The following is a 21,687-nucleotide window of genomic DNA, read 5'->3' as shown; positions in this document are numbered from 1 at the left end:
CAAGGGTGAGGGAAGTAGCCGAAGACGCCGACAGGCATCCAGGGAGCCACATGTCCGACCTGGTCGAGCACGCCGACAACATGCAGGACCACTGGTGGTGGCGGCCGGGGTGGCGGGTTGGCCGCCATTTCCACGCCTGCCACTTCACCATGAGTCCGCACACCGAGTTGGTGAAGCTGGCGCAGCTCTACCAGCAGGCATTGCGGCCGTTTTCCGGCCTCGATCTCATTCCGACGCCTTGGTTGCACCTGACCATGCAAGGCGTCGGCTTCCTGGACGTTCTCAGTGAGGACCAGGTCGCCGATCTGGAGCATGCCATCCGACAGCGGCTTGCCCGCGTGCCTACGCCGATCGTCACGTTTCACCGACCTGTGGTGCGCCGGGAAGCCGTGTACCTGCCAGCGACGCCATCTGAGCCCATCGCCTCCGTGCGGAACCAGGTCAGGGCCGCCATCGCAGAAGTCCTCGGGCAGGACCATGTCGAGTTGGCACCCGGGCAGGTGGGGGCGTACCGACCACATGTGAGCGTCGCCTATTCCAACTCGACACAAGCCGCAGGGCCGATCGTCGACGCGGTGACCCAGGTGGACGCGCCAGCGGTCACGATAGTCCTCGATCACGTCGGTCTGATTGAGTTCCATCGTGACAACCGCATGTACGAGTGGACTCGCGACGTGCAGGTCCCGATCGGTCACTGAGGTCTGACAGCTCGGAGAGACGAGGCCGGCCGGCCTGCCGGCGACGCCCTGCGGCTGGTTTCCGACGGTACGAACCCGGACATCATCACCGGTGACCGTACGGTGTCGATGCGTTTCGTCGCCGACGAACTGTGAGCGGCCGAGGCAACCCTGGGCCGACCGGATGGCCCCGCCCTGGCGGCCACACGCCGGTATTGAGCGGGTCAGTGTCGGTGCCGTCCGGGACGTCCAGACCGGCGAGGTCACCCATGTGCTCCGGGTTCCTCGCCGTGCAGCGGTCGGTGGCCGTTCCGCTGGTGCCGCCCTGGGTGTGGACGGTGCCGTCGCTGGTGCTGGGTGCCCTGGTGGCGTTGGTGCTGACCTTCACCACCAGCGGTGCCAGTGTGGTGGGCACCCTCTTCCTGCAACAGGTGCTCGACCTGACCGCGGCGGTGAGCGGCGCGGTGTTCCTGGTCTTCAGCGCGGCGGTGGCCGCCGGCTCGGCCGTCGCGTCGGGGGTGGTCCGCCGGTTGGGGCGGGTGGCGGCGATGGTGGCCGGGCTGGTGGTGGTCGGGGGCGCGATGTCGGTGAGCGCGCTCGCGGTCGACCGGCGGTCGCTGGTGCTGTTCCTGGTCGGCCTGTTCGTCTCCGGGTCCGGTCTGGGCGTGGCATCGGTCGCGTCGACCGCACATGGCACCAGCACCACGGCCGACGACAACGCAGGCCTGTTCGGCGGCATCCTGAACGCCGCCGCGCAGATCGGCACCGCCCTGCTCACTGCGGCACTCGTCGCGTTGCTCGCGTGGCGGTGGCCGGACGGGGCGGCCAGCCGGCCGGCTTCGTCCGCCCGACCGGAACACGCCCAGGCACCGTGACACCCGCCGTCACCGTCACTGCGCGCTACCGGTGACGTTGACCATGACGGCGGCTGCCACGGTCGGTGCATCGTGCCTGTCGTCAGGTTTGTCCCATGGTGACCGGGGTACCGCCCACGGATGCGGCGACGGTGCGTCGACGAGTGAAAGCAGTGGAGGCCGGAGATGGAGAGTCGACTCAAGGTGTTGGGTCACCCCGTCCATCCGATGCTTGTGATGTTCCCGGCAGCGCTGCTCATCACGGCGGTGCTGTTCGACATCATCGACACCGTCGGCGGGCCGGACTTCCTCGGCGAGGTGGCGTACTGGAACATCACCGTCGGGCTGATCGGTGGCCTGCTGGCCGCGGCGGCGGGCCTGTTCGACCTGCTGGCCATCCCGGCCGGTACGCGGGCAAAGCGGGTGGCGCTCACCCATGCCGCCGCCAACGTGGCGGTGATCCTGCTCTTCGCCGCGGTCTGGGTGGTACGCCTCAACGCCGACTCGCGGGCCGCCGGTGGCGCACTGATCGCCATCGAGGTGGTGGCGCTCGGCATCCTCAGTGTCAGCGCCTGGCTCGGCGGGGAACTGGTCGACCGGCTCGGTGTCGGCGTCGACCGCGACGCCCACCTGGACGCGCCGAGTTCCCTGCGTACATCTGGCAGCCAGTGAATGGGAGATCAGCGATGACCGGACCAGGGCGTGGTTGGCGTGCGGGCCAGCAGGGTTGGGACCCGCTGGGCGAGTTGCAGTCCCTGCGTACCGAGCTGAGGCGGTTGGTCGGTGGTCGGCCGGGGCCGCCCGAGGTGGAGTTGGGGGAGACCACCGACGGCTGGGAGGTGATCGTCCGGCTGCCCGGCGTCGCTCCCGAGGAGGTCGCGGTGGAGGTGGACGACCGTGAGCTGTGCGTACGCGCCCGGACCGAGGCCGAGGTCAACGCCGACCACGGGATCACCGGTGGCTTCGAGACCCGGGGCTTCGACTACCGGGTGCCTTTGCCGGCACGGGTGGACCCGGACGCGATCGACGCGGTGATGGATCACGGCCTGCTCCGGGTGCGGTTGCCGCGACCGAACCGCCCCAGCCCTCGCACCATCCCCGTCGGTCGGGGCGGGCCGTACAGCGGCACGTCCAGCAACATCGACCCGGCCGCCGACCGGGAACTGCACCATCCGGACGTCGCCACCGGCGAAGCCGACCGGTAGCCGAGGATGAGCGACCCGGCCCTGCTCACGTCGGCCGCCGGGCTGGTACCGGACGTGGCCCGGATCGCCGTGCTGCGCGCCAACGCGCTCGGCGACTTCATCTTCATCCTGCCGGCGCTGGACGCGCTGCGGTCGGCGTACCCGCAGGCGGAGATCGTGTTGCTCGGTGCGCCGTGGCACGCGCAGCTGTGGCGCGACCGCCCCGGCCCGGTGGATCGGGTGCTTGTGGTGCCGCCCGCGCCGGGGATCCGCACGGCGGGCCCCGGTGAGGGCGAGGCCAGCATGGTCGACTTCCTGGCCGCCGCCCGCACCGAGCGTTTCGACCTGGCACTGCAACTGCACGGTGGCGGCGCCAACTCCAACCCGCTGGTGGCCGCGCTCGGTGCCCGGGTCAGCGCCGGTCTGCGGGCCGAGGACGCCCCGCCGCTGGACCGCTGGCTGCGCTACGTCTACTACCAGCCCGAGGTGATCCGCTACCTGGAGGCGGTGGCGCTTGTCGGTGCCCCGGCGACCACGATCACCCCGACGTTGACTGTCACCGACGCGGACCGGGCCGAGGCCCGGTCGGTGCTCGGTGAGCCGGAACGGCCCCGGGTGGTGTTGCATCCGGGGGCCACCGACACCCGCCGTCGCTGGCCCGCCGAGCGGTTCGCCGAGGTGGCCCGGACGCTGCACGCGGACGGGTACGAGGTGCTGGTCACCGGCACCCCCGCCGAGCAGGACGTGGTGGACCAGGTGGTCGCGGCGGCCCGGGTGCCGGTGCGACCGCAGGTCGGCACGTTGAGCCTCGGTGGGTTGGCCGGCTGCTACGCCGACTGCGAGCTGGTGGTCTCCAACGACACCGGCCCGCTGCACCTGGCCGCCGCCGTGGGCACCCCGACGGTCGGCATCTTCTGGGTCGGGAACCTGATCACCACGGCCACCCCGCTGCGTGCCCGGCACCGGCCGATCACCTCGTGGACGGTGCACTGCCCGGTCTGCGGGGTGGACTGCACTCCGGGCATCTACCCGCATCGCCCGGGCGACGGCGAGTGCCCGCATCGGGACTCGTTCGTCATCGACGTGCCGGTGGCCGAGGTTGTCGAAGCCGCGCGCGAGTTGCTGTTCCGGTCGTAAGGAAGGGCACCTTCTTAACGTCTGCGGTAGAGCAGGGGCCCCTTGTTAACAACCAAGGTCGTCGGCGAGGACGACCTCCCACGCCTCCACGTCCCGGTCGGTAACCGTGGTCGGTGACTCCAGGTGGTAGGCGCCGCTGGGCAGGACGCCGGCGCCGCCGTGGCGCGCCAGCACGGCGAGCTGGGCGGCGACATCCTCGCCCTGGTGGCGTGGCGGCACCCGACGCCAGAAATCGAAACCGCCGGAGTCGACGAGTTTCGCCCGGTCGTACAGCACACAGCCGCCGATCCAGGAAATCCGGTACGCCCGCCAACTGCCCTCCGGCAGCGCCAGCGCCTCGGTCACGTGCAGCAGGTTCGCCGCCGAGTGGATCTGCGCCCGGTCCCACTCGGGGGTGTCCGGCCCGATTCGCTCCGGCACCGGTCGGCCGCGCCACTCCTGGTAGTGCCGGTGGGTATCCGGCCGTACGTCGTGCAAATAGGACAGTCCGTGCACCGCGTTGCCGACGAACCCGCAGCCCAGCTCCTCGATGGCGGTCACCAGCCGACGCAACGTGCCCGGTTCCAGCCAGACGTCGTCGTCGAGGCAGAGCACGTACCGGGCGGCGGAGGCGGCGAGCAGCGAAGCACGGTGTTCGGCCAGGCCACGGCGGGGCAGCCGGCGGGTCAGCAGCACCGGATGCCCCCGGTGGCGCAGCGCCCGGACCATTGTGGCCGCCGCCGGGTGGGCGTACCCGGGCTCGTGGTCGGACTGGTCGCTGACCATTACACCGAACCCCGGCACCCCCTCCTGGGCGGCGAGCCCGGAGAGGGTGACGGCCAGTTCGGCAGGCCGGTCGCGGGTCGGGATCAGCACGTCGAGCAGCCGTTCGGCGCGGAAGTCGGCGTGCGTACCGGTGTCGAGCGGTCGGTTCACGGTGCCTGACCGGTCATCGGCGGCGCGGTCGACCCGGTCATGTCGTCCGTCGGGTCGGGCAGCGTCACCCCGAGCGCCCGGTCCGCGTCGACGGCCTGATCAACGTCGGGGTCGGGTCGCGTCGGTGGGCCGCCGGCCACCACCTCCGGCGAGCCTTCCTGGCCGTACGCCCGGATCCGGTCGATGATCGCCGAGGTGGACCGGTCCGGTACGTAGCCGAGGGTGCGTACCTGCCCGCCCAGCCGCTGCACCAGCGGTGCCTCCGGCACCATGTCGGGCGGGTAGTCGCCACCCTTGACGTAGACGTCGGGCCGGATCGCCTCGATCAGCGCGGTCGGCGAGTCCTCCTCGAAGACCACCACATGGTCCACGCAGGACAGCGCGGCGAGCAGCGCGGTCCGGTCCTCGACCGGGTTGACCGGGCGGTCGGGCCCCTTCAACCGCCGGACGCTGCCGTCGGAGTTGACCGCCACCACCAGCAGGTCACCGAGCGCGCGGGCCTGCTCCAGATAGCGCACATGGCCCCGGTGCAGCACGTCGAAGCAGCCGTTCGTGAAGACCACCGACCGGCCGGCGCGACGGTGCTCGGCGACGAGGGCGTCCAGCCCTTCGGTGCCGATCAGCACCTGCCGGGCGTCTGCGCTCAGCGCCGGTTGTCCGAGCGCGGTCAGCAGATCCTCGCGGCGGCACACGCAGGTGCCGGTGCCGGCGACGGTGCTGGTGGCGGCGAGCTGCGCCAGGTGGGCCGCGGTGGACAGCGGGGCGTCGGCGGCCAGCGCGAGCGTCATGGCCGCCAGGTACGCGTCCCCGGCACCGACCGCGTGACTGGCCGGTACGGGCGTGCTGTGGCTGCGGCTGGGCTGCCCGTCCGCGCCGCCGACCACCGCACCGTCGGTGTCCAGCGTCACCGCGACCACGTCCGCGCCGGTGTGTGCCCGCAGCTCGGCCAGCCGGGACTCGGCAAGCACCGCCCGGTCCACACCGGCCCCCGCGTCGGCGTTCACGGTCACCCCGGTGCCGGTGACGCTGAGCCCGTCATGGGTCATCGCCACCCGGTCCTCGCCCGGCGTCGGCTCCCCGGTCGGCCCGCCGGCACGCTGTCCCGCCCCGCCCGGCGCGGCACCGACGGTCAGCTCGGACGGGCCGTCGCCCGCGTCGACCTCGGGATGTTCCAGTTGGAGTTCACCACTGCCGCGACCGGCGCGGGCGAGCAGGCGGGTGGCCTCCGCGAAGCTCGGGGTCACCACGGTCGGGGCGAGGCCGCGCCAGTCGGCGAGGTCGTGCGCGTCGAGGGCGACGGTGGCGTACCGGTCCCGTTGGGCGACCAGCCAGGCCCGTACCCGGGCCGGCAGCGCGCCCAGGCCGTAGTCGCAGATCACCAGGGTCGGTGCCACGCCGTCGGCAGCGGCCTGCAACTCGCGGGTCGCGCAGTCCAGGGCGGTGAGCAGCCGGTCCACCCCGTCCTCGCTGAGCGGGTCGTCGGGGTCGCCGGAGTCCTCCCGCAGCAGGATCTGGTCACCGGCGAGCATCCGGCGCTTGACCGGGGTGTGCCGGCCCGGCTGGCTGACCGTACGGTCCCAGACACCGGCCCGATCCAGGCAGTCGTGCAGTTCGTCGCCGGCCACGTCCGCGCCGACGGGTGCCACCAGCACCGACCGGCCGCCCAGCGCGGCGATGTTGACTGCCGTGTTGGCCGCCCCACCCGCTGCGGAGATCCGACGGCGCAGAGTGAGTACGGGTGCCGGGGCTTCCCGGCACAGCCGGTCCGAGTCGGCGAACCGCCATTCGTCGAGCATGGCGTCGCCGAGTACCAGGACGGGGCGTCCGAGCCAGCTCTGCACGACCTCGGCGAGCCGGAGCTGTTCCGCTGCTGCTCGTGCCATGCCGGCGGATCCCCCTGCCCGACGGGGTCAAACCTGCCGCGTGGAGCAGGTGCGGATGCGGCGTGCGCCACCACAGGCGCGCGTTTCGGTGCTCCCGGGTCGGGAAGGGTTTTCTTCGAACCCCCGGATTTCGAACCCCCGGAGAGGAGTAGCAGCATGGCAGCCACATTGCAGGGCAAGCGAGTCGCGTTCCTGGCCACCGACGGCGTGGAGGAGGTCGAGTACGTCCAGCCGCGCCAGGCGGTCGAGCAGGCCGGCGCCACCGCCGAACTGGTGTCGATCAAGCCCGGGAAGATCACGTCCTTCCAGCACCTGGACCCGTCGCAGACGTACGAGGTCGATGTGAGCGCCGCCGACGCGGACCCCGACCGGTACGACGCCCTGGTGTTGCCGGGTGGGGTGGCCAACCCGGACTTCCTGCGGACCGACCCGGACGCGGTGCGTTTCGTCAGGTCGTTCTTCGACGCGGGTAAGCCGGTGGGGGTGATCTGCCACGGCCCGTGGACGCTTGTCGAGGCGGACGTGGTGCGGGGTCGCCGGATCACGAGTTGGCCGAGCCTGCGTACCGACCTGGTCAACGCCGGAGCGAACTGGGTCGACGAGCAGGTCGTCACCGACAACGGTCTGGTCAGCAGCCGTAAGCCGGACGACCTGCCGGCATTCTGCGCCAAGATCGTCGAGGAGTTCGCCGAGGGTCGGCACTGAGCCGACAGCCGACGCCGAAGCGGTGGTGGCCCGTCCGGCTGTCACCGCTTCGGCGTGCGTGCGCCGGGTCCGCCACCGCGTACGAGACGTGCGGCATGTTTTCGGTGATCGGGGAAAGCAGGCGTAATGACCACGGAGGGCCGTTCCGAGCCGGTACTGAACAAGAGGCAGCTTCGCCTGCTGATGTTCGGCCTGATGACCGGCATGCTGCTGGCCGCACTCGATCAGACCATCGTCGGGACCGCCCTGCCGACCATCGTCGGTGAGCTGGGCGGCATCAGCCACTACTCGTGGGTGGTGACCGCGTACCTGCTCGCCTCGACGGCGTCGACTCCGCTGTACGGCAAGATGGCCGACCTGTACGGCCGCCGTCCGGTGTTCCTCTTCTCCATCGGGACCTTCCTGCTCGGCTCGCTGCTGGCCGGGTTGTCCCAGGACATGACCCAGTTGATCGTCACCCGCGGGGTGCAGGGCATCGGCGCGGGTGGCCTGATCACACTGGCCTTCACCATCATCTCGGACGTGGTCCCGCCCCGCGAGCGCGGCCGGTACCAGGGCGTCTTCGGTGCCGTCTTCGGCATCTCCTCGGTGGCCGGTCCGCTGGTCGGTGGCTATTTCGCGGAGACGAACTGGCGTTGGATCTTCTACGTCAACGTGCCGCTGGCGATCCTCGCCATTCTGGTCTGTTCCCGGGTGCTGCGGCTGGTGCCGTTCACCCGGCGCAAGCACGCGATCGACTGGCTCGGCGCGACGCTGCTGGTCGCCGGGGTGAGCTGCCTGCTGCTCGCGTTGAGCTGGGGTGGCGAGACCTACCCGTGGGGTTCGGCACTGATCATCGGGTTGTTCGTCGCCGGGACGGTGCTGGGGTTGCTCTTCGTGCTCCAGGAGGCCCGGGTCACCGAGCCGATCCTGCCGTTGCGGTTGTTCCGCAGCGCCACCTTCGCCCTGGCCAACGGTGCTGGGTTCGTCATCGGCCTGGTGATGTTCGGGTCGATCATCTTCATCCCGCTCTACCTCCAGATCGTCAAGGGCGCCTCGCCGACGCGCAGCGGTCTGCTGATGCTGCCGATGATGGCGGGTGTCATCGTCACGTCGGTGCTCACCGGCCGGGCCATGAGCCGGCTCGGCCGGTACAAGTGGTTCCCGGTGGCCGGGGCGGCGTTGCTGCTGGTCGGGATGCTGCTGTTCACCCGGCTGCGGGTGGAGACCTCGCTCTGGGTGGCGTTCGGCTTCATGGTGGTGATCGGCGTGGGGCTGGGGCTCTGCATGCAGTCGCTGGTCCTCGCCGTGCAGAACGCCGTCTCCATGCGGGACCTGGGCGCGGGCACCTCCTCGGCGACCTTCTTCCGGTCGCTCGGTGGCTCCTTCGGGGTGGCCATCCTCGGCGCGGTGCTCTCCTGGCGACTCACCGCCGAGTTGGCCGACCGGCTGCCCGGCGCGATCGCTCAGTTGACGCCCGAGGAACAGGCCGCGGCCGGGGCCACCGGCGGCGCGGGTGTCTCGATCAACGATCCGGCGGCCATCCTGGCGCTACCCGCCCCGGTGCGGGCGGCCGTTCAGACGGCGTTCGTCGAGTCGCTGCACCTGGTGTTCCTGACCACCGGGCTGATCGCGATCGTGGCGCTGCTGGTCACCCTGGCGCTGCCCAACGAGCAACTGCGGGGTGCCGGCCCGCAGGGCGCCACCGGCGGGACGGACGGGCTCGGTGGGGAAGGCCCGGCACCGGGCGGCAAGCCGCTGGACAAGGGGTCCAAATCGGAGGCCGCCGCCGACATGGAGGCGAAGTCCCAGACGATGCTCTGACCCGCTACGGCGTCCGGCCCCGGCGGTACGTGACTCGTCCGGTCCAGCGCGTCACTTGAGGATCAGGCGGTTGGTCTGCTCGAAGACATCCAGGTCGGCGAGGGTCTCCGTAACGCTGGCGGAGAGCGGGTGCGGCATCGCCTCGCGGTGGAAGAAACCCGCGTCGGTGGTCTCGTCGGTGACCCGGGCGAGCTGGCCGTCCCACTCCTCGACCCGGAACGCGGTGGTGAAGATCTGGTACGTGTGGCCGTACATGTTGGTGTGGGTGCGGTCCGCGCCGGTGTAGAGGGCGAAGGCGCTGACCCGCAGGGCGCGCAGGCCGGTCTCCTCACGGACCTCCCGTACGGCGCAGTCGGCGATCGACTCGCCCAACTCCATCGCCCCGGCCGGCAGCGCCCACTGCCCGTTGTCGGACCGGCGGATCAGCAGGATCCGCGCCGAGCTGTCGCGAACCACGGCGCGGGCGCCCACGAACATCAGCGTCCGGTCGCCGGCGAGCGCGCGCAGCTGTCCGACGTACGAATCAGCCCAGGAAATGCTCACCCGGCGACTGTACGCAGGGATGTCGGGGGTGTCCGGGAGACCGGCTTGTTACCCACTCGTAGGGGCGATGTGCGGGAACTGGCACCGCCGTAACACTTCTCGGCGCATCATCGCCGTTAGGGATAGCGGGCTCGCGCAGACCTCTACTCCCGGAGGGCGGCCCCGGCGTTCGCACCGCGCCGGGGCCGCCCGTTTTTGCGGGGGTTACCCGCAACGCCAGTATTGCGAGAGTTGTTCGCATCTGTCCCGCCGATGGGGAAATCCGCCCGGAACAGGCCCCCGCACTAGTCGGCGGCGCTGATCAACACCTTCCCCACGACCGCGTCCTCGACCGCCTGATGCGCGGCGGCGGCCGCCGACAGGGGATAGCGGTGCAGCGGCAGCCCCGCCTCCTCGCCCACCCGGATACCGCCCTGCGCGGCAGCCGCCGCGACATCCATCACCGCCTGCCCCTTCGCCGCCTTCGGCAGCGTGTAGACGAGCACGAACTGCCAGCGCGCGTTCGGTGCCATCAGCGGCCGGATCGGCAGGGTCACCTCGTCGCCGCCGTCGTCGGCGTAGACACAGACCACCCCGCCGGGATGCAACAGTTGGACGTCGGTGGCGGCGTTGCTGGCGGCGGCGACCTCGACGATCCCGTGCACCCCGTCGGGCGCGACCTTGCGTACCTCGGCAACCACGTCCTGCTCCCGATAGTTGATCACGAAGGAGGCGCCGGCTGCCGCCGCCAACTGGGCCTTCTCGGCGCTGCTCACCGTGGCGATGACGCAGGCGTCCGCCCAGGCCGCCAGCTGGATCGCCGCGTTGCCGACCGCGCCCGCACCGCCCTGGACCAGCACCGCGTGGTCGCTCAGCGCACCGGGGCGCAGACTGTCCGGCAGGTACTCCCCGGCGGTCAGGCACCGGTGTGCGGTCAGGAACGGGATGCCCAGGCTGGCCCCCAGCTCGAAGGAGGCGTCGCCGAGGCGTACCACCTGGCGGACCGGGACCACGGTGTACTCGGCGGCGGTGCCCCAGGGCCGCTGCCAGGCAGCCTCCCAGATCCACACCCGCTCACCGATCAGATCCTGGGCGACGCCCGCGCCGACCGCCTCGATGATCCCGGCGCCGTCCTGACCGGGCGTCTGCCAACCGGCCGGCAGCGGCCACTGCCGGCGGGCCTTCCAGTCCGTCGGGTTCACCCCGGAGAACACGATCCGCACCAGCACCTCGCCCGCACCGGGCTCCGGCAGCGGCCTGTCGACCAGTTGCAGCACCGAGGGATCGCCGGTGCGCTCGTACACGATGGCCTTCATCGCCGTCCCCTCCCGCCCAGCCCACTGGCGGGCGTCCTTGTCACCGACCGTAGGCGGGCCGGGGGTCGGCCGGTGGCCGTTCAGGCCAGCCGGTCCACGACCTGCGGGGTCAACTCGTCGATCGAATTCAGCACCGTCGCCGCCAGCTGCTGCGCGTCCGGATCCAGCGGGTACGACAGGTGTGGCACCGCCACCACGGTCATTCCCGCGGCGGCGGCCGACCGAACCCCGTTTGAGGAGTCCTCCACCGCCACGCACCGCGTCGGGTCCACCCCGAGTTGCCGGGCGACCGCCAGGTAGACGTCCGGGGCCGGCTTGCCGCGCTCGGTCTGCTCGGTCGACAACGTGGCCTGGAACTCGTCGGTCAGGTCGGTGGCGGCCAGCGCCGCCGCGATCAGCCGGGTCGGGGACGAACTCGCCAGCCCCAGCGGCCACCGCGCGGCCAGCCGGCGTACCACCTGGTCGGCCCCGTCGATCACCGGTACGCGCTGCGCGTACCGCTGGGCCATCTCCTCGACCACCTCGGCGGCGACCTGCTCGGCGCTCCGCCGTACGCCCAGTTCGCCGCTGAGGTACCGGGCCCACTCCCCGGTGCTCATCCCCATCAACCGCCGCTGGGTGTCCGCCTGCCACGTCCCACCGTGCGCCGCGATGTACGCCCGCCGCACCTCCTCCCAGACCGGCTCGGAATCCACGATCACGCCGTCAAGGTCGAAAACCACCGCTCCCACCATCACCCCCTCATCCTCCCCCAACCAGTCGCAGACCCAAGTTGACCAAGAAGTTCTGGTCGGCGAGAGCGACACATCTCGACCGGAACCTCTTGATCAACCCTGTTGGGGGGTGGGGAGGCCGATGGGGTTGGTGGAGGGGATCACCTGGTGGGCGGCCTGGGCGATGGGGAGGAGGAGGGTGTGGAGGCGGGTGAGGGTGTCGGGGGTGAGGGAGTGCCAGGGGCGGGCGGCGGCGCTGTCGGTGGCGGTCTCGATTGCCTGGAAGGCGGCTCGGCCCTCCACGGTGGGGGTGGCAGAGGGCAGGGCGGTGGGGGTGGTGGAGGGATCAGTGGGGGTCAGCCAGCCACGGGTGGTCAGGCGGGACTGGGCCTGTGCCCACTCGTGGTCGGACCAGCCTCGGCCCTGCAGGGACTGTGCCGCCATTCCGTCCGCCACCCGCCAGGCCAGCGCCTCGACCGGGTCCAGGTCGGCAGCGACCAGCGCGGCCACATGCCCGTCGCCGCGATGCTCACGCAGCGTCGTCGCCGCCTGCCAGAGCCGGGCCAGCGGATAGTCGCCGCGCGGCAGGGCGGCATTGGCCGCCCCGAGCACCCGCCCGGGGGCCGTACCGACCCCCTCGGCGGCGGCTTCGAGCAGCTCCGCGGCCTCCGCCAGGTGCCGCTCGGGCAGCTCGTACGTCAACTCGGCGAGCGCCTGCACCGCACCGGTCAGCCGGGCCCGCAGCGCCTGCTCCGGGTCGGCCAACTGCCAGATCGACGGCAGGGCCCGGGCAACCATGTGCGGGGCGAAGGTGTAGAAGGCGGCCACCACCGGCGCCGGGCCGACCGGCCCCAGCGGTGCGGCCCGGCCCGCGAAATAACCACGCCAGTACCCGCGCAGCCCGACCGCCTCGTACGCGGCCCGGGCGCGCGGATGGAAGTAGGTGACGGCATGCACCGGCTCGAAACAGGTCCACATCAACCGAGCAGCCTGTGCCGGGTCGTCCCACGCCGTCACCGCTACCCCCTACTGGGCGGCGAGGATGTCGACCACGAAGCGCAGCGGGCCACCCGGACGTCCACCGGCACCGTCGCCGTACGCCTGCTCGGCCGGGATGTCCAGCTGCACCCGGCTGCCCACGGTCACCCCGACCAGGCCCCGGTCCCAGCCCTCGATGACCTGTCCGACACCGATCGGGAAGGTGGCCGGCTCACCCCGGCTCCACGAGGAGTCGAACTCCTCGCCGTTCTCGTAGAACACCCCGATGTAGTTGACGGTGATCGACTGGCCCGCCTCGACCTTCGGGCCGGTGCCCTCGATCAGCGGAGTCACGACGAGCTTGTCGAGCTTGCCCTCGCCGGCCTTAGCCTCCGGCTGGGTGCCCAGCGCTGGGTCGGCCCCCTCGGGCAACTGCGGGACGGGCGGCGCGTCCTGGGGGGCACCCTGCGTCGGCGTGGCCGACGGCTCACCGGCGACCTGCTCGGGCTCGTCGCCGCCGCGCTGGCCGATCATCACGAACACGGTGATCAGCACCGCGACCACCGCCACGGCGGCGAACGCGCCGGCCCAGGCCTGCTTGCGGCGTTTGGCCTCGGCTGCCTTCTGTTCGGCCAACTGTTCGGCCAACCGCCGCCGTGCCTTGCTTTCCTGCCCGCCCGCGTGCTCGCTCACGTCCTCGACTCCCTGCGCAGAGGTGGATGCGTCCGGCCACGGACGCCGTCGCCGACACACGGTACCTGGTGGCCGGCGCGGTTCCGACGGTCGATCGTGACCAGTGGGACCGCAGAGGGTCGTTGGGACGCATGTGGGGCCTGCGGGCCGCACAGATCACGGCCGGAGCGGGTCAGGCGGTCTTGCGGGCAGCCTTCTTCGGAGCGGCCTTCTTGGCGGCCTTCTTCTCCGCCGCCTTGGGGGCGGCCTTCTTCGTACCCTCGGTCTTCTTGGCGGTCTCGGCCTTCTTCGGAGCGGCCTTCCTGGTGGCGGCCTTCTTCGCCGGGGCCTTGGCCGCCGCCTTCTTCTGCTGGGCGGAACGCGCCGAGGTGATCGGGGTCGGCTCGCCGGCGCCACCACCGGCCGGTTCCTCGCCCCGGGCCGCGCGGGCCCGCTCGACCGACGCCTTCAGCGCGGCCATCAGGTCGACTGCGGCGGCCGGGGCCTCCTCGGCCTCCTCCGGCTGCACCACCTCACGGCCCTCCACCTTGGCGTCGATGACCTCCTGCAACGCCGCCCGGTAGTCGTCGGTGAACTCGTCCGGATGGAAGTCACCGGCCATCGAGTCGATCAGCGAGGTGGCCATGGCCAGCTCCGGCGGGCGGATCTTCAGGTCCTCGTCGAGGAAGCCGAAGTCCGGCTTACGGATCTCGTCCGGCCAGAGCATGGTGTTCAGCAGCAACACCCCGTCACGGACCCGCAGGGTGGCCAACTGCTCCCGCTGGCGCAACGCCACCTTGACGATCGCCACCCGCTCCGAGTCGGTCAGGGCGTCGCGCAGCAGCAGGTACGGCTTGGTTGCGGTGCCCTCCGGCTCCAGGAAGTACGCCTTGTTGTAGAGGATCGGATCGACCTGCTCGGCCGGTACGAACTCCAGCACGTCGATCGCGTGCGAGGTGGTCAACGGCAGATCGGCGAAGTCCTCATCGGTGAGAATGACCATCTCCCCGCCACCGATGTCGTAGCCCTTGGCGATGTCGTCATAGCTGACCTCCTCGCCGCAGACCTGGCAGGTCCGCTTGTACCGGATCCGTCCGCCGTCCTCCCGGTGCACCTGGTGGAACCGGATGTCCTTCTCCTCGGTCGCGGAGTACAGCTTCACCCCGATCGAGACCAGACCGAACGACACGGCTCCCTTCCAGATGGCCCGCATCCCGTACTCCCTTCGCCGGTATCGACCATGCTCGCACCCGAGCGAACGTGACGCGAGGTGTTCGGCCTGGTACTACAGTCGGATGGTGCCCGGCGCGCCGCTCAAACCGATGCTCGCGATGACCGGGCAACTCCCGGTCGGTGCCGGCTGGGCGTACGAGTTCAAGTGGGACGGCGTACGCGCCCTGGCGGACATCGCCGCTGGTCGGCAGCACCTGTACGCCCGCTCCGGTGTGGAGATCACCGCCGCCTACCCGGAACTGATCACGCTCGCCGAGCAGGTCGACGACGCACTGCTCGACGGTGAGGTGGTCCTCTTCGACCAGGCGGGACGCCCGTCATTCACCGCACTCGCGGAGAGGATGCACGTGCGGGACCGGGCGAAGGCGGCCCGCCTGGCGGCGACCGTCCCCGTCACGTACATGATCTTCGACCTGCTCCGGTTGCGGGGCGAGGACCTCACCGGCTGGCCGTACGCCCGCCGCCGGGAGGCCCTCGACGAGCTGGGCCTGGGTGCGGCGCGGTGGGCGGTGCCACCTGTCTTCTTCGACGGCGCGGCCACCTACTCCGCCGCCGGTGAGCACGGCCTGGAGGGGGTGATGGCCAAACGGGTCGACTCGACCTACCGACCCGGGGTGCGCTCACCGGACTGGGTGAAGGTCAAACTGGAGGTGACCGGCGACTTCGTGGTCGGTGGCTGGCGGCCCGGCGCCCGCAAGATCGGTGGATTGCTGGTCGGGGTGCCCGGTGCCGACGGACGACTCACCTACCGGGGTCGGGTCGGCGGCGGCATCGGCGCGGCGATCGAACGGGAACTGCTGCGCGAGCTGGAGCCGCTGCGCACCCCCACCTCGCCGTTCGCCGCCGGTGTGCCGCGCGAGGATGCCCGGGGCGCGATCTGGGTAACCCCACAGGTGGTGGTGGAGGTGAAGTACGGCCAGCGCACCCCGGACGGGCGGCTGCGATTCCCCCGCATCCTGCGGCTGCGACCGGACAAGCCGGCCGAGGAGGTCGACGATGCCAGCTGACCGGTTCCGGGTCGAGGTGCAGGGCCGCACCCTGGACCTGTCCAACCTGGACAAGGTGCTCTACCCGCAGGCCGGCTTCACCAAGGGCGAGGTGATCGACTACTACACCCGGATCGCCCCGGTGCTGCTGCCGCACCTGGCGGACCGGGCGCTGACCCGGATTCGCTACCCGAACGGGGTCGACGGCAACTCGTTCTTCGAGAAGAACGCCCCGGCCGCAACCCCCTCCTGGGTACGCACCGAGAACGTGCCCGCCCCCGGGTCGAGCAAGGGTCGGGAAACCATCGACTACGTGGTCGCCGACGACCTGCCCACCCTGGTCTGGTTGGCCAACCTCGCCGCGCTGGAACTGCACACTCCGCAGTGGAAGATCGGCGAACACCCCGACCTGATGGTGGTCGACCTGGACCCGGGTGCCCCGGCGTCGCTGAAGCAGTGCTGCCAGGTGGCGCTGCTGCTGCGCGACCGGCTCGCCGCCGACGGGGTGGACGCTTACCCGAAGACCTCCGGCAAGAAGGGCATGCAACTGAGCTGCCCGATCGCCGGTACGCAGTCCTCCGACGACGTGTCGGGCTACGCCCGACGGATCGCACAGGAGTTGGAACGTGAACACCCGAAGCTGATCGTGTCGAAGATGGCCAAGAACCTCCGACCCGGCAAGATCTTCATCGACTGGAGCCAGAACAACGCGGCGAAGACGACTGTCGCGCCGTACTCGCTGCGCGCCCAGCCGGTGCCGTCCGTCTCCGCGCCGTTGACCTGGGACGAGGTCGCCGCCGGTGCGGCCGGCAAGCGCCCGTCCTCCCGGCCGTACACCGCCGGTGAGGTGCTCAAGCGAGTCGACGAGCACGGCGACCTGCTCGCCCCCCTGCTCGACCCCGGCCCTGCACTGCCCGAGCGGTAAGGAAGGGCACCTTATTAACGCCTCCGGTAGAGGAAGGGCCCCTTGTTAACGCCGCTGGACAGGTCGGCGCGGTAAGAGTAGGAAGTGCGGTATGTCTGCTGCGCTGCCCGTGCTGTCCGCCGTCGGCCTCGCCGAGCGGGACCAGCCGCTGATCACCTACCTCGATCACCGGACCGGGCAGCGCCAACAGCTGACCGCCGCCGAGCTGGGCGAGTGGTCGGCGCGGGCCGCCGGGCTGCTGCGTGACGGCTGCGGCCTGACGCCGGGTAGCCGGGTGGCGGTGCTGCTGCCGCCGCACTGGCGTACGGCCGCGGTTCTGCTGGGTGCCTGGGCGGTCGGGCTGGAGGTGTCGTTCCGGCCGCGCGCCACCGCCGGGCTACCGGTGCTTGAGCCCGGCGGCGACCGACCGTACGACGCGGTCCTGGTCACCCCGGAACGGCTCGACGACTGGCTGGAGGACGTACCGGACGGGCTGCACCGCTACCTCGTCGGCACCGCCCCGGAACCCCTGGCCGACGTGCCGGCCGGCTGGCTCGACTGGTCGACCGAGGTGCTGCGGCACGACGCCGCCCCGACCGACCGCCCCCTGCTGCAGGCCACCGACCCGGTCAGCCCGGACGGCACCACCTACAGCCAGTGGGGCGGGCTGGCGCGGGAGCTGGCCGACAGCTGGGACCTGCGGGTCGGTGACCGCCTGCTGGTCGACGTCGCCGAGCACGACCTGCCGCTGAAGTGGCTGCTAGCGCCACTGTCGGCCGGAGCGTCGGTGCTGCTCTGCGCCAACCTCGACCCCGCCGACCGGGACGCCGTAGCCGCCGCCGAGCAGGTCACCCGCATCCTCTAGATCCGCCGCCGCGCCCACCATGCCCCGAATCAGGGGCCGACCAAACCCGCCCCACCTCCGCTAACCGGGCCGGATCACCGCCACCGTTACGGCGTAACGGCGGTATCCAGGCTGGCAGGAAACCACCATTACGCCGTAACGAAGTTGATCAAGCGGATTGCCGAACCGCGCCTCAAGCCGTCAGCGGCGGCCGAAGACCTTCGCGCTGGGGCCGAGGCGGAGCAGTACCGTCTCGCCGGTCGCGTCCTGCACACCGTCGTTGTCGGTGATCGCGTACACCTGGCCGTTGCCGGCCACGGTCAGACCTTCCAGCTTCTCCTGCGCCCAGCCGTTGTCGGCCCGCAGCGCGGGGAGGACGTCCAGGGCGAGCCGCTTCGGCAGCACCCGCAGCGGGCCGGGGGCGGCCGGGCCGGTGGGCAGTTCCACCGTGTAGATCCGCTTGACCGCGGCGGCTGGGCCGTTGAGCTTGTCGCGTTCGATCACGGCCAGCCGATCGCCGACCACTGTCACCTCGGACAGCCCCATCCAGTCGCCCGGCACCGAGGTGCGCTCCAGCCGGTAACCGAACCAGCTCCACGTGCCGGTGCTGACGTCGTACCGGCCGATGCGGACCACGCCCGCCGGGTCGATGGCGACCTCCCGCTGCAGCACCGCCCAGACGATCTCCCGGCCCCGCTTGTCGGTGGTCGCGGTGACCCCCTCGAAGCCCTGCTTGCCCAGGCCGGCGGCGACGTCGGCGGGCAGCGGCACGACCTGCCGGGTCACCCCGGCGGCGTCGACCCGGACCAGCTTGTTGCCGGGACCGGTGGCACCCTCGACGGCCAGCCAGAAGCCGCCCTGCGGGCGGGCGAAGATGCCTTCGGCGTCGTAGCCGACCGGCTCGCCGCGCTCGTCGCGGACCGGCAACGCGTTGATGATCACCGCCGGGTTCCTGCGGGCGTCGATGGTGAAGATCTGGGTCTTCGCGTACGCCGCATCGGCCACGCTGTAGAGCAGGTGCGGCTGCTTCGGGGCGGCGGAGAGGGCGCCGAGCGCACCCCAGCCGATCGGCGCGCCGGTGGCGTCCGGGCCGGAGACGATGCTCGGGAACCCGGGCGCAGCCTTGCCGAGCTGGTACAGCGTTGCGCCCCGGCGTGGGCCGTGCCGGTGATGGCGAGGGCGGCGACGGTCGCGCCGGCCACCGCCAGCACGGGCAACGTCTTGTTGCTGGTCACTGGTCCTCCGTCTGTGCAGACACGGGACGGAGGTTGGCAGCCGAGGCCGAGCACCGCCTGACGCACACATGAACGACGGACGAACATCCCCAGGCCGCAGGAGGAGCCGGTTGAGTGGTTGAAGACATGGTACCGCTGGTAGTACCATGGTGCTGTGCCGTCCATAGACAAGCTCGTTGCAGCGATGCGAAAGAGTCAGCAGAACATCGCCTACAACGATCTCTATAGGGTGTGCGAACACTACTTCGGGAAGCCACGGCAAGCCGGCACCTCCCATGCAGTGTTCAAGATGCCCTGGGCGGGAGATCCACGCGTCAACATCCAGAACGACAAAGGCAAGGCAAAGGTGTACCAGGTCCGGCAGGTACTCAGGGCGATCGACAAGAAGGAGGCCATGTGATGCAACCCGATCCCCACCCCGAGATCACCCACTACACCTACCGCGTCACCTGGTCCGCCGAGGATCGCGAGTTCGTTGCCACCGTTGCCGAGCTTCCCTCGCTGTCCTGGCTGGCTCCCTCGCAGGTCGAGGCTCTGCAAGGGCTTCAGGAGCTGCTGCGTGAGGTTATCGAGGACATGCAGGAGCAGGGTGAGCAGGTGCCGCTGCCGTTCGCGGAGCGCAGCTATTCGGGCAAGTTCAACCTGCGCGTCGGGGAGAGCCTGCACCGGGAACTCGCCATCCAGGCCGCAGAGGACGGCCTGAGCCTCAACCAGTATGTCCTGCGCAAACTCCGAGCCGCCTGACCGGCCGAGCCCTGCCGTTCAGTCGAACGAGGGCAGCGTCGGGCCGAGGACGTCGTCGGCGTCGACGATTGTGTACGCGTACCCCTGCTCGGCGAGGAAGCGCTGGCGGTGGGCGGCGTACTCGGTGTCGATGGTGTCCCGGGAGACGACCGTGTAGAAGTGCGCCTGCCGGCCGTCGGCCTTCGGCCGCAGCACCCGTCCCAGCCGTTGCGCCTCCTCCTGCCGCGAGCCGAAGGTGCCGGACACCTGGATCGCCACCGCCGCCTCGGGCAGGTCGATGGAGAAGTTCCCCACCTTGGAGATCACCAGGGTACGCAGCGACCCGGAACGGAACGCGTCGAAGAGCCGCTCGCGTTCCTTGTTGGTCGTCGAGCCCTGCACGATCGGCGCGTCCAGGTATTCGCCCAGTTGGTGCAGCTGGTCGATGTACGCGCCGATGACCAGGGTCTGCTCCTCCGGATGCCGGTCCACAAGTGCCTTCACCACCGGCAGTTTGGTGCGGGCGGTCGCCGCCATCCGGTAACGCTCCTCGGCCTCGGCGGTCGCGTACGACATCCGCTCGGCGTCGGTCAGGGTCACCCGTACCTCGGTGCACTGAGCCGGGGCGATCCAGCCCTGCGACTCGATGTCCTTCCACGGGGCGTCGTAACGCTTCGGGCCGATCAGGCTGAACACGTCGCCCTCCCGGCCGTCCTCACGGACCAGGGTGGCGGTCAGGCCCAGCCGGCGGCGGGCCTGGAGGTCGGCGGTGAAGCGGAAGATCGGCGCGGGCAGCAGGTGCACCTCGTCGTAGACGACAAGGCCCCAGTCGCGGGCCCCGAACAGGTCCAGGTGGGTGAACGCGCCGCCGCGACGCGAGGTCAGCACCTGGTACGTGGCGATGGTGACCGGCCGGATCTCCTTGCGCTCGCCGGAGTACTCGCCGATCTCCTCCTCGGTCAGCGAGGTACGGGCGATCAGCTCGCGTTTCCACTGTCGACCGGCGACGGTGTTGGTGACCAGGATCAGGGTGGTCGCCTTCGCCTCGGCCATCGCCGCCGCACCGACGAGCGTCTTGCCGGCGCCGCAGGGCAGTACCACCACGCCCGAGCCGCCGGCCCAGAATGCCTCCACCGCCTCGCGCTGGTACGACCGCAGCGTGAACGGCTTGCCCCCGTCCTTGCCGGACTCGGCCAGCTCGATCGGGTGCGCCTCGCCGTCAACGTACCCGGCCAGGTCCTCCGCCGGCCAGCCGAGCTTGAGCAGGGCCTGCTTGAGTCGGCCACGTTCGGACGGATGCACCGCGATGGTGTCGTCGTCGAGCTTGGCGCCGAGCATCCCGGCGAGCTTCTTGCTCTTGGCGACCTCGATCAGCACCATCCGGTCCAGGGCGCGCAGCACCAGCCCGTGCACCGGGTCGTTGGCGAGTTGGAGTCGGCCGTACCGGTCCATGGTCTCGGCCACGTCGACCAGCAGGGCGTGCGGCACCGGGTAGCGGGAGTACTTGATCAGGGCGTCCACCACGCCCTCGGCGTCGTGGCCGGCGGCGCGGGCGTTCCACAACCCGAGCGGGGTCAGCCGGTAGGTGTGCACGTGCTCGGGGGAGCGTTCCAGCTCGGCGAAGGGCGCGATGGCCATCCGGCAGACCTGCGCGTCGGGATGGTCGATCTCCAGCAGCAGCGTCTTGTCCGACTGGACGATCAGGGGTCCACCGCTCACGCCGAATCTCCTCCTCCGTACGGCCGATCGGGTCGGCACGGTAGGTGCCTGACCTGCCACCGGGCGACCATCCAGTGTTACACGCAGAAACCGGCACGAAGAATGCGTACGCGGGCTGCAACCTTTTCCGATCGGAACCACGTCTTGCTACTGGGGAGACGACTGTCGTGACCGGTTGGTCACTCGTCTCCCAGGTCGGCGCGGTGCGTGCGCGTTCGATCCGCGATCAGGCGGGCCAGGAAGCGGGGGCCCTTGCCGCCGTCGCGGACAAGCCAACGGGGGCGAGCGGCACGCCCGGGCCGACCTTCCGCCGGATTCGGCGTACTCGTCGACGGGTAGAAGCCGCCGGGGCCGGTCGGCGCGGTGCTGGCCGGTTGCCGCCCGGGATGACACTCTGGGATGACAGGCCGGACCGTACGGGGAGGGCAGATGTCCGTTGACCAGGAACTGATCCTTGAACGCGACAAGGCCGAGTCCGCGGAACCCGTCTCCACCGCGACAGTGGTGGCGTACGCGGTCGTCGGGGCGCTGCTGTTCGGCTGGTTCCTGTTCGGCTGGCTCGTGCTCCAGCAGGGTTTCATCGATTCGGTAGGCGAAGCCGCCGGCACCGGCTTCGCCCTGCTGCTGATCGTGGCGATCATCGGTTCGGTGCGCCGCAGCCGGCGCTGACCGGCGCCCCGGAGG

General features: G+C 70.8%; 23 protein-coding genes. 13 read left to right on the top strand and 10 right to left on the bottom strand.

Going from position 1 to position 21,687, the window contains the following annotated elements; all coding sequences use genetic code 11:
- The first annotated feature begins 50 nt into the window (after positions 1-50).
- The 5 genes from Vgi01_RS20525 (at position 51) to Vgi01_RS20505 (ending at position 3,852) form a co-directional block, all read left to right on the top strand.
- The gene (locus Vgi01_RS20525; protein ID WP_204292069.1) at positions 51-698 is read left to right on the top strand and encodes a 2'-5' RNA ligase family protein; all 648 of its coding nucleotides are present in this window, start codon (positions 51-53) and stop codon (positions 696-698) included.
- Between the two features lie 248 nt (positions 699-946).
- Positions 947-1,552 (top strand): MFS transporter, encoded by a 606-nt coding sequence (locus tag Vgi01_RS20520; protein WP_204292068.1) that lies wholly within the window; start codon positions 947-949, stop codon positions 1,550-1,552.
- A 165-nt stretch (positions 1,553-1,717) separates the two neighbouring features.
- Complete coding sequence (locus Vgi01_RS20515) at positions 1,718-2,203, top strand: DUF2231 domain-containing protein (RefSeq protein WP_102657923.1); 486 nt, start codon at positions 1,718-1,720, stop codon at positions 2,201-2,203.
- A 14-nt stretch (positions 2,204-2,217) separates the two neighbouring features.
- On the top strand, positions 2,218-2,736 hold the full coding sequence (locus Vgi01_RS20510) for an Hsp20/alpha crystallin family protein (protein WP_204292067.1): 519 nt from the start codon (positions 2,218-2,220) through the stop codon (positions 2,734-2,736).
- Positions 2,737-2,742: 6 nt separating this feature from the next.
- On the top strand, positions 2,743-3,852 hold the full coding sequence (locus tag Vgi01_RS20505) for a glycosyltransferase family 9 protein (protein WP_204292066.1): 1,110 nt from the start codon (positions 2,743-2,745) through the stop codon (positions 3,850-3,852).
- A 45-nt stretch (positions 3,853-3,897) separates the two neighbouring features.
- Here Vgi01_RS20505 and Vgi01_RS20500 read toward each other — a convergent pair whose 3' ends face one another.
- Positions 3,898-4,767: a glycosyltransferase gene (locus Vgi01_RS20500; RefSeq protein WP_204292065.1), complete on the bottom strand. Its 870-nt coding sequence runs from the start codon at positions 4,765-4,767 to the stop codon at positions 3,898-3,900.
- Positions 4,764-6,650: a D-glycero-beta-D-manno-heptose 1-phosphate adenylyltransferase gene (gene rfaE2, locus Vgi01_RS20495; RefSeq protein WP_204292064.1), complete on the bottom strand. Its 1,887-nt coding sequence runs from the start codon at positions 6,648-6,650 to the stop codon at positions 4,764-4,766. Before rfaE2 ends, Vgi01_RS20500 begins: the two co-directional genes overlap by 4 nt.
- Before the next feature lie 156 nt (positions 6,651-6,806).
- Between rfaE2 and Vgi01_RS20490 the strand changes: the two genes are divergently transcribed.
- A complete protein-coding gene (locus tag Vgi01_RS20490) occupies positions 6,807-7,355 on the top strand; it encodes a type 1 glutamine amidotransferase domain-containing protein (RefSeq protein WP_013731092.1) in 549 nt (182 codons plus the stop codon).
- A gap of 126 nt (positions 7,356-7,481) precedes the next feature.
- A complete protein-coding gene (locus tag Vgi01_RS20485) occupies positions 7,482-9,158 on the top strand; it encodes an MDR family MFS transporter (RefSeq protein ID WP_204292063.1) in 1,677 nt (558 codons plus the stop codon).
- A 51-nt stretch (positions 9,159-9,209) separates the two neighbouring features.
- Here the strand turns inward: Vgi01_RS20485 and Vgi01_RS20480 are convergent, their stop codons facing one another.
- From Vgi01_RS20480 to ku, 6 genes are all read right to left on the bottom strand, one after another.
- A complete protein-coding gene (locus tag Vgi01_RS20480) occupies positions 9,210-9,701 on the bottom strand; it encodes an NUDIX domain-containing protein (RefSeq protein ID WP_102657916.1) in 492 nt (163 codons plus the stop codon).
- A 284-nt stretch (positions 9,702-9,985) separates the two neighbouring features.
- Positions 9,986-10,996: an NADPH:quinone reductase gene (locus tag Vgi01_RS20475; RefSeq protein ID WP_102657915.1), complete on the bottom strand. Its 1,011-nt coding sequence runs from the start codon at positions 10,994-10,996 to the stop codon at positions 9,986-9,988.
- 80 nt (positions 10,997-11,076) lie between these two features.
- On the bottom strand, positions 11,077-11,730 hold the full coding sequence (locus Vgi01_RS20470; protein ID WP_204292114.1) for an HAD family hydrolase: 654 nt from the start codon (positions 11,728-11,730) through the stop codon (positions 11,077-11,079).
- Between the two features lie 93 nt (positions 11,731-11,823).
- On the bottom strand, positions 11,824-12,687 hold the full coding sequence (locus tag Vgi01_RS20465; RefSeq protein ID WP_204292113.1) for an SCO6745 family protein: 864 nt from the start codon (positions 12,685-12,687) through the stop codon (positions 11,824-11,826).
- A 48-nt stretch (positions 12,688-12,735) separates the two neighbouring features.
- Complete coding sequence (locus Vgi01_RS20460) at positions 12,736-13,380, bottom strand: FKBP-type peptidyl-prolyl cis-trans isomerase (protein WP_239089085.1); 645 nt, start codon at positions 13,378-13,380, stop codon at positions 12,736-12,738.
- Positions 13,381-13,552: 172 nt separating this feature from the next.
- A complete protein-coding gene (gene ku / locus Vgi01_RS20455) occupies positions 13,553-14,572 on the bottom strand; it encodes a non-homologous end joining protein Ku (RefSeq protein WP_204292061.1) in 1,020 nt (339 codons plus the stop codon).
- A gap of 85 nt (positions 14,573-14,657) precedes the next feature.
- On the opposite strand from ku, the gene ligD (Vgi01_RS20450) reads away from it, so the two are divergent.
- The 3 genes from ligD (Vgi01_RS20450) to Vgi01_RS20440 all read left to right on the top strand — a co-directional run bounded on the left by ligD (Vgi01_RS20450) (position 14,658) and on the right by Vgi01_RS20440 (position 17,347).
- Entirely contained in the window at positions 14,658-15,599 is a 942-nt protein-coding gene (ligD, locus tag Vgi01_RS20450) for a non-homologous end-joining DNA ligase (RefSeq protein ID WP_102660497.1), read from the top strand.
- Complete coding sequence (ligD, locus tag Vgi01_RS20445; RefSeq protein WP_204292060.1) at positions 15,589-16,503, top strand: non-homologous end-joining DNA ligase; 915 nt, start codon at positions 15,589-15,591, stop codon at positions 16,501-16,503. Before ligD (Vgi01_RS20450) ends, ligD (Vgi01_RS20445) begins: the two co-directional genes overlap by 11 nt.
- Before the next feature lie 91 nt (positions 16,504-16,594).
- Positions 16,595-17,347, top strand: a complete 753-nt coding sequence (locus Vgi01_RS20440) for a TIGR03089 family protein (protein ID WP_102660482.1) — start codon at positions 16,595-16,597, stop codon at positions 17,345-17,347.
- 180 nt (positions 17,348-17,527) lie between these two features.
- Here the strand turns inward: Vgi01_RS20440 and Vgi01_RS20435 are convergent, their stop codons facing one another.
- On the bottom strand, positions 17,528-18,631 hold the full coding sequence (locus Vgi01_RS20435) for an esterase-like activity of phytase family protein (protein WP_275412575.1): 1,104 nt from the start codon (positions 18,629-18,631) through the stop codon (positions 17,528-17,530).
- An 84-nt stretch (positions 18,632-18,715) separates the two neighbouring features.
- On the opposite strand from Vgi01_RS20435, the gene Vgi01_RS20430 reads away from it, so the two are divergent.
- Both Vgi01_RS20430 and Vgi01_RS20425 read left to right on the top strand, forming a co-directional pair.
- Positions 18,716-18,961, top strand: a complete 246-nt coding sequence (locus Vgi01_RS20430; protein WP_233197040.1) for a toxin HicA — start codon at positions 18,716-18,718, stop codon at positions 18,959-18,961.
- Entirely contained in the window at positions 18,961-19,305 is a 345-nt protein-coding gene (locus Vgi01_RS20425; RefSeq protein ID WP_204292059.1) for a type II toxin-antitoxin system HicB family antitoxin, read from the top strand. Before Vgi01_RS20430 ends, Vgi01_RS20425 begins: the two co-directional genes overlap by 1 nt.
- An 18-nt stretch (positions 19,306-19,323) precedes the next feature.
- Here the strand turns inward: Vgi01_RS20425 and Vgi01_RS20420 are convergent, their stop codons facing one another.
- Positions 19,324-21,003 (bottom strand): DNA repair helicase XPB, encoded by a 1,680-nt coding sequence (locus Vgi01_RS20420; protein WP_204292058.1) that lies wholly within the window; start codon positions 21,001-21,003, stop codon positions 19,324-19,326.
- A 429-nt stretch (positions 21,004-21,432) separates the two neighbouring features.
- Between Vgi01_RS20420 and Vgi01_RS20415 the strand changes: the two genes are divergently transcribed.
- Positions 21,433-21,672 (top strand): hypothetical protein, encoded by a 240-nt coding sequence (locus Vgi01_RS20415; protein ID WP_204292057.1) that lies wholly within the window; start codon positions 21,433-21,435, stop codon positions 21,670-21,672.
- Positions 21,673-21,687: the final 15 nt, after the last annotated feature.

Source organism: Micromonospora gifhornensis, from assembly GCF_016863515.1.
In the GTDB taxonomy this organism is placed as follows: Bacteria; Actinomycetota; Actinomycetes; order Mycobacteriales; family Micromonosporaceae; genus Micromonospora; species Micromonospora gifhornensis.
Note: the sequence above shows the minus strand (reverse complement) of the source record. Positions and strands in the feature narration are given on the sequence as shown.

Bases quoted from the DNA above. Each gene is read 5' to 3' on its own strand.
- Vgi01_RS20525 (WP_204292069.1), top strand. From the start codon at position 51: ATGTCCGACCTGGTCGAGCACGCCGACAACATGCAGGACCACTGGTGG.
- Vgi01_RS20520 (WP_204292068.1), top strand. From the start codon at position 947: ATGTGCTCCGGGTTCCTCGCCGTGCAGCGGTCGGTGGCCGTTCCGCTG.
- Vgi01_RS20515 (WP_102657923.1), top strand. From the start codon at position 1,718: ATGGAGAGTCGACTCAAGGTGTTGGGTCACCCCGTCCATCCGATGCTT.
- Vgi01_RS20510 (WP_204292067.1), top strand. From the start codon at position 2,218: ATGACCGGACCAGGGCGTGGTTGGCGTGCGGGCCAGCAGGGTTGGGAC.
- Vgi01_RS20505 (WP_204292066.1), top strand. From the start codon at position 2,743: ATGAGCGACCCGGCCCTGCTCACGTCGGCCGCCGGGCTGGTACCGGAC.
- rfaE2 (WP_204292064.1), bottom strand. From the start codon at position 6,650: ATGGCACGAGCAGCAGCGGAACAGCTCCGGCTCGCCGAGGTCGTGCAG.
- Vgi01_RS20490 (WP_013731092.1), top strand. From the start codon at position 6,807: ATGGCAGCCACATTGCAGGGCAAGCGAGTCGCGTTCCTGGCCACCGAC.
- Vgi01_RS20485 (WP_204292063.1), top strand. From the start codon at position 7,482: ATGACCACGGAGGGCCGTTCCGAGCCGGTACTGAACAAGAGGCAGCTT.
- Vgi01_RS20475 (WP_102657915.1), bottom strand. From the start codon at position 10,996: ATGAAGGCCATCGTGTACGAGCGCACCGGCGATCCCTCGGTGCTGCAA.
- Vgi01_RS20470 (WP_204292114.1), bottom strand. From the start codon at position 11,730: ATGGTGGGAGCGGTGGTTTTCGACCTTGACGGCGTGATCGTGGATTCC.
- Vgi01_RS20465 (WP_204292113.1), bottom strand. From the start codon at position 12,687: ATGTGGACCTGTTTCGAGCCGGTGCATGCCGTCACCTACTTCCATCCG.
- ku (WP_204292061.1), bottom strand. From the start codon at position 14,572: ATGCGGGCCATCTGGAAGGGAGCCGTGTCGTTCGGTCTGGTCTCGATC.
- ligD (WP_204292060.1), top strand. From the start codon at position 15,589: ATGCCAGCTGACCGGTTCCGGGTCGAGGTGCAGGGCCGCACCCTGGAC.
- Vgi01_RS20440 (WP_102660482.1), top strand. From the start codon at position 16,595: ATGTCTGCTGCGCTGCCCGTGCTGTCCGCCGTCGGCCTCGCCGAGCGG.
- Vgi01_RS20435 (WP_275412575.1), bottom strand. From the start codon at position 18,631: ATGTGTGCGTCAGGCGGTGCTCGGCCTCGGCTGCCAACCTCCGTCCCG.
- Vgi01_RS20425 (WP_204292059.1), top strand. From the start codon at position 18,961: ATGCAACCCGATCCCCACCCCGAGATCACCCACTACACCTACCGCGTC.
- Vgi01_RS20415 (WP_204292057.1), top strand. From the start codon at position 21,433: ATGTCCGTTGACCAGGAACTGATCCTTGAACGCGACAAGGCCGAGTCC.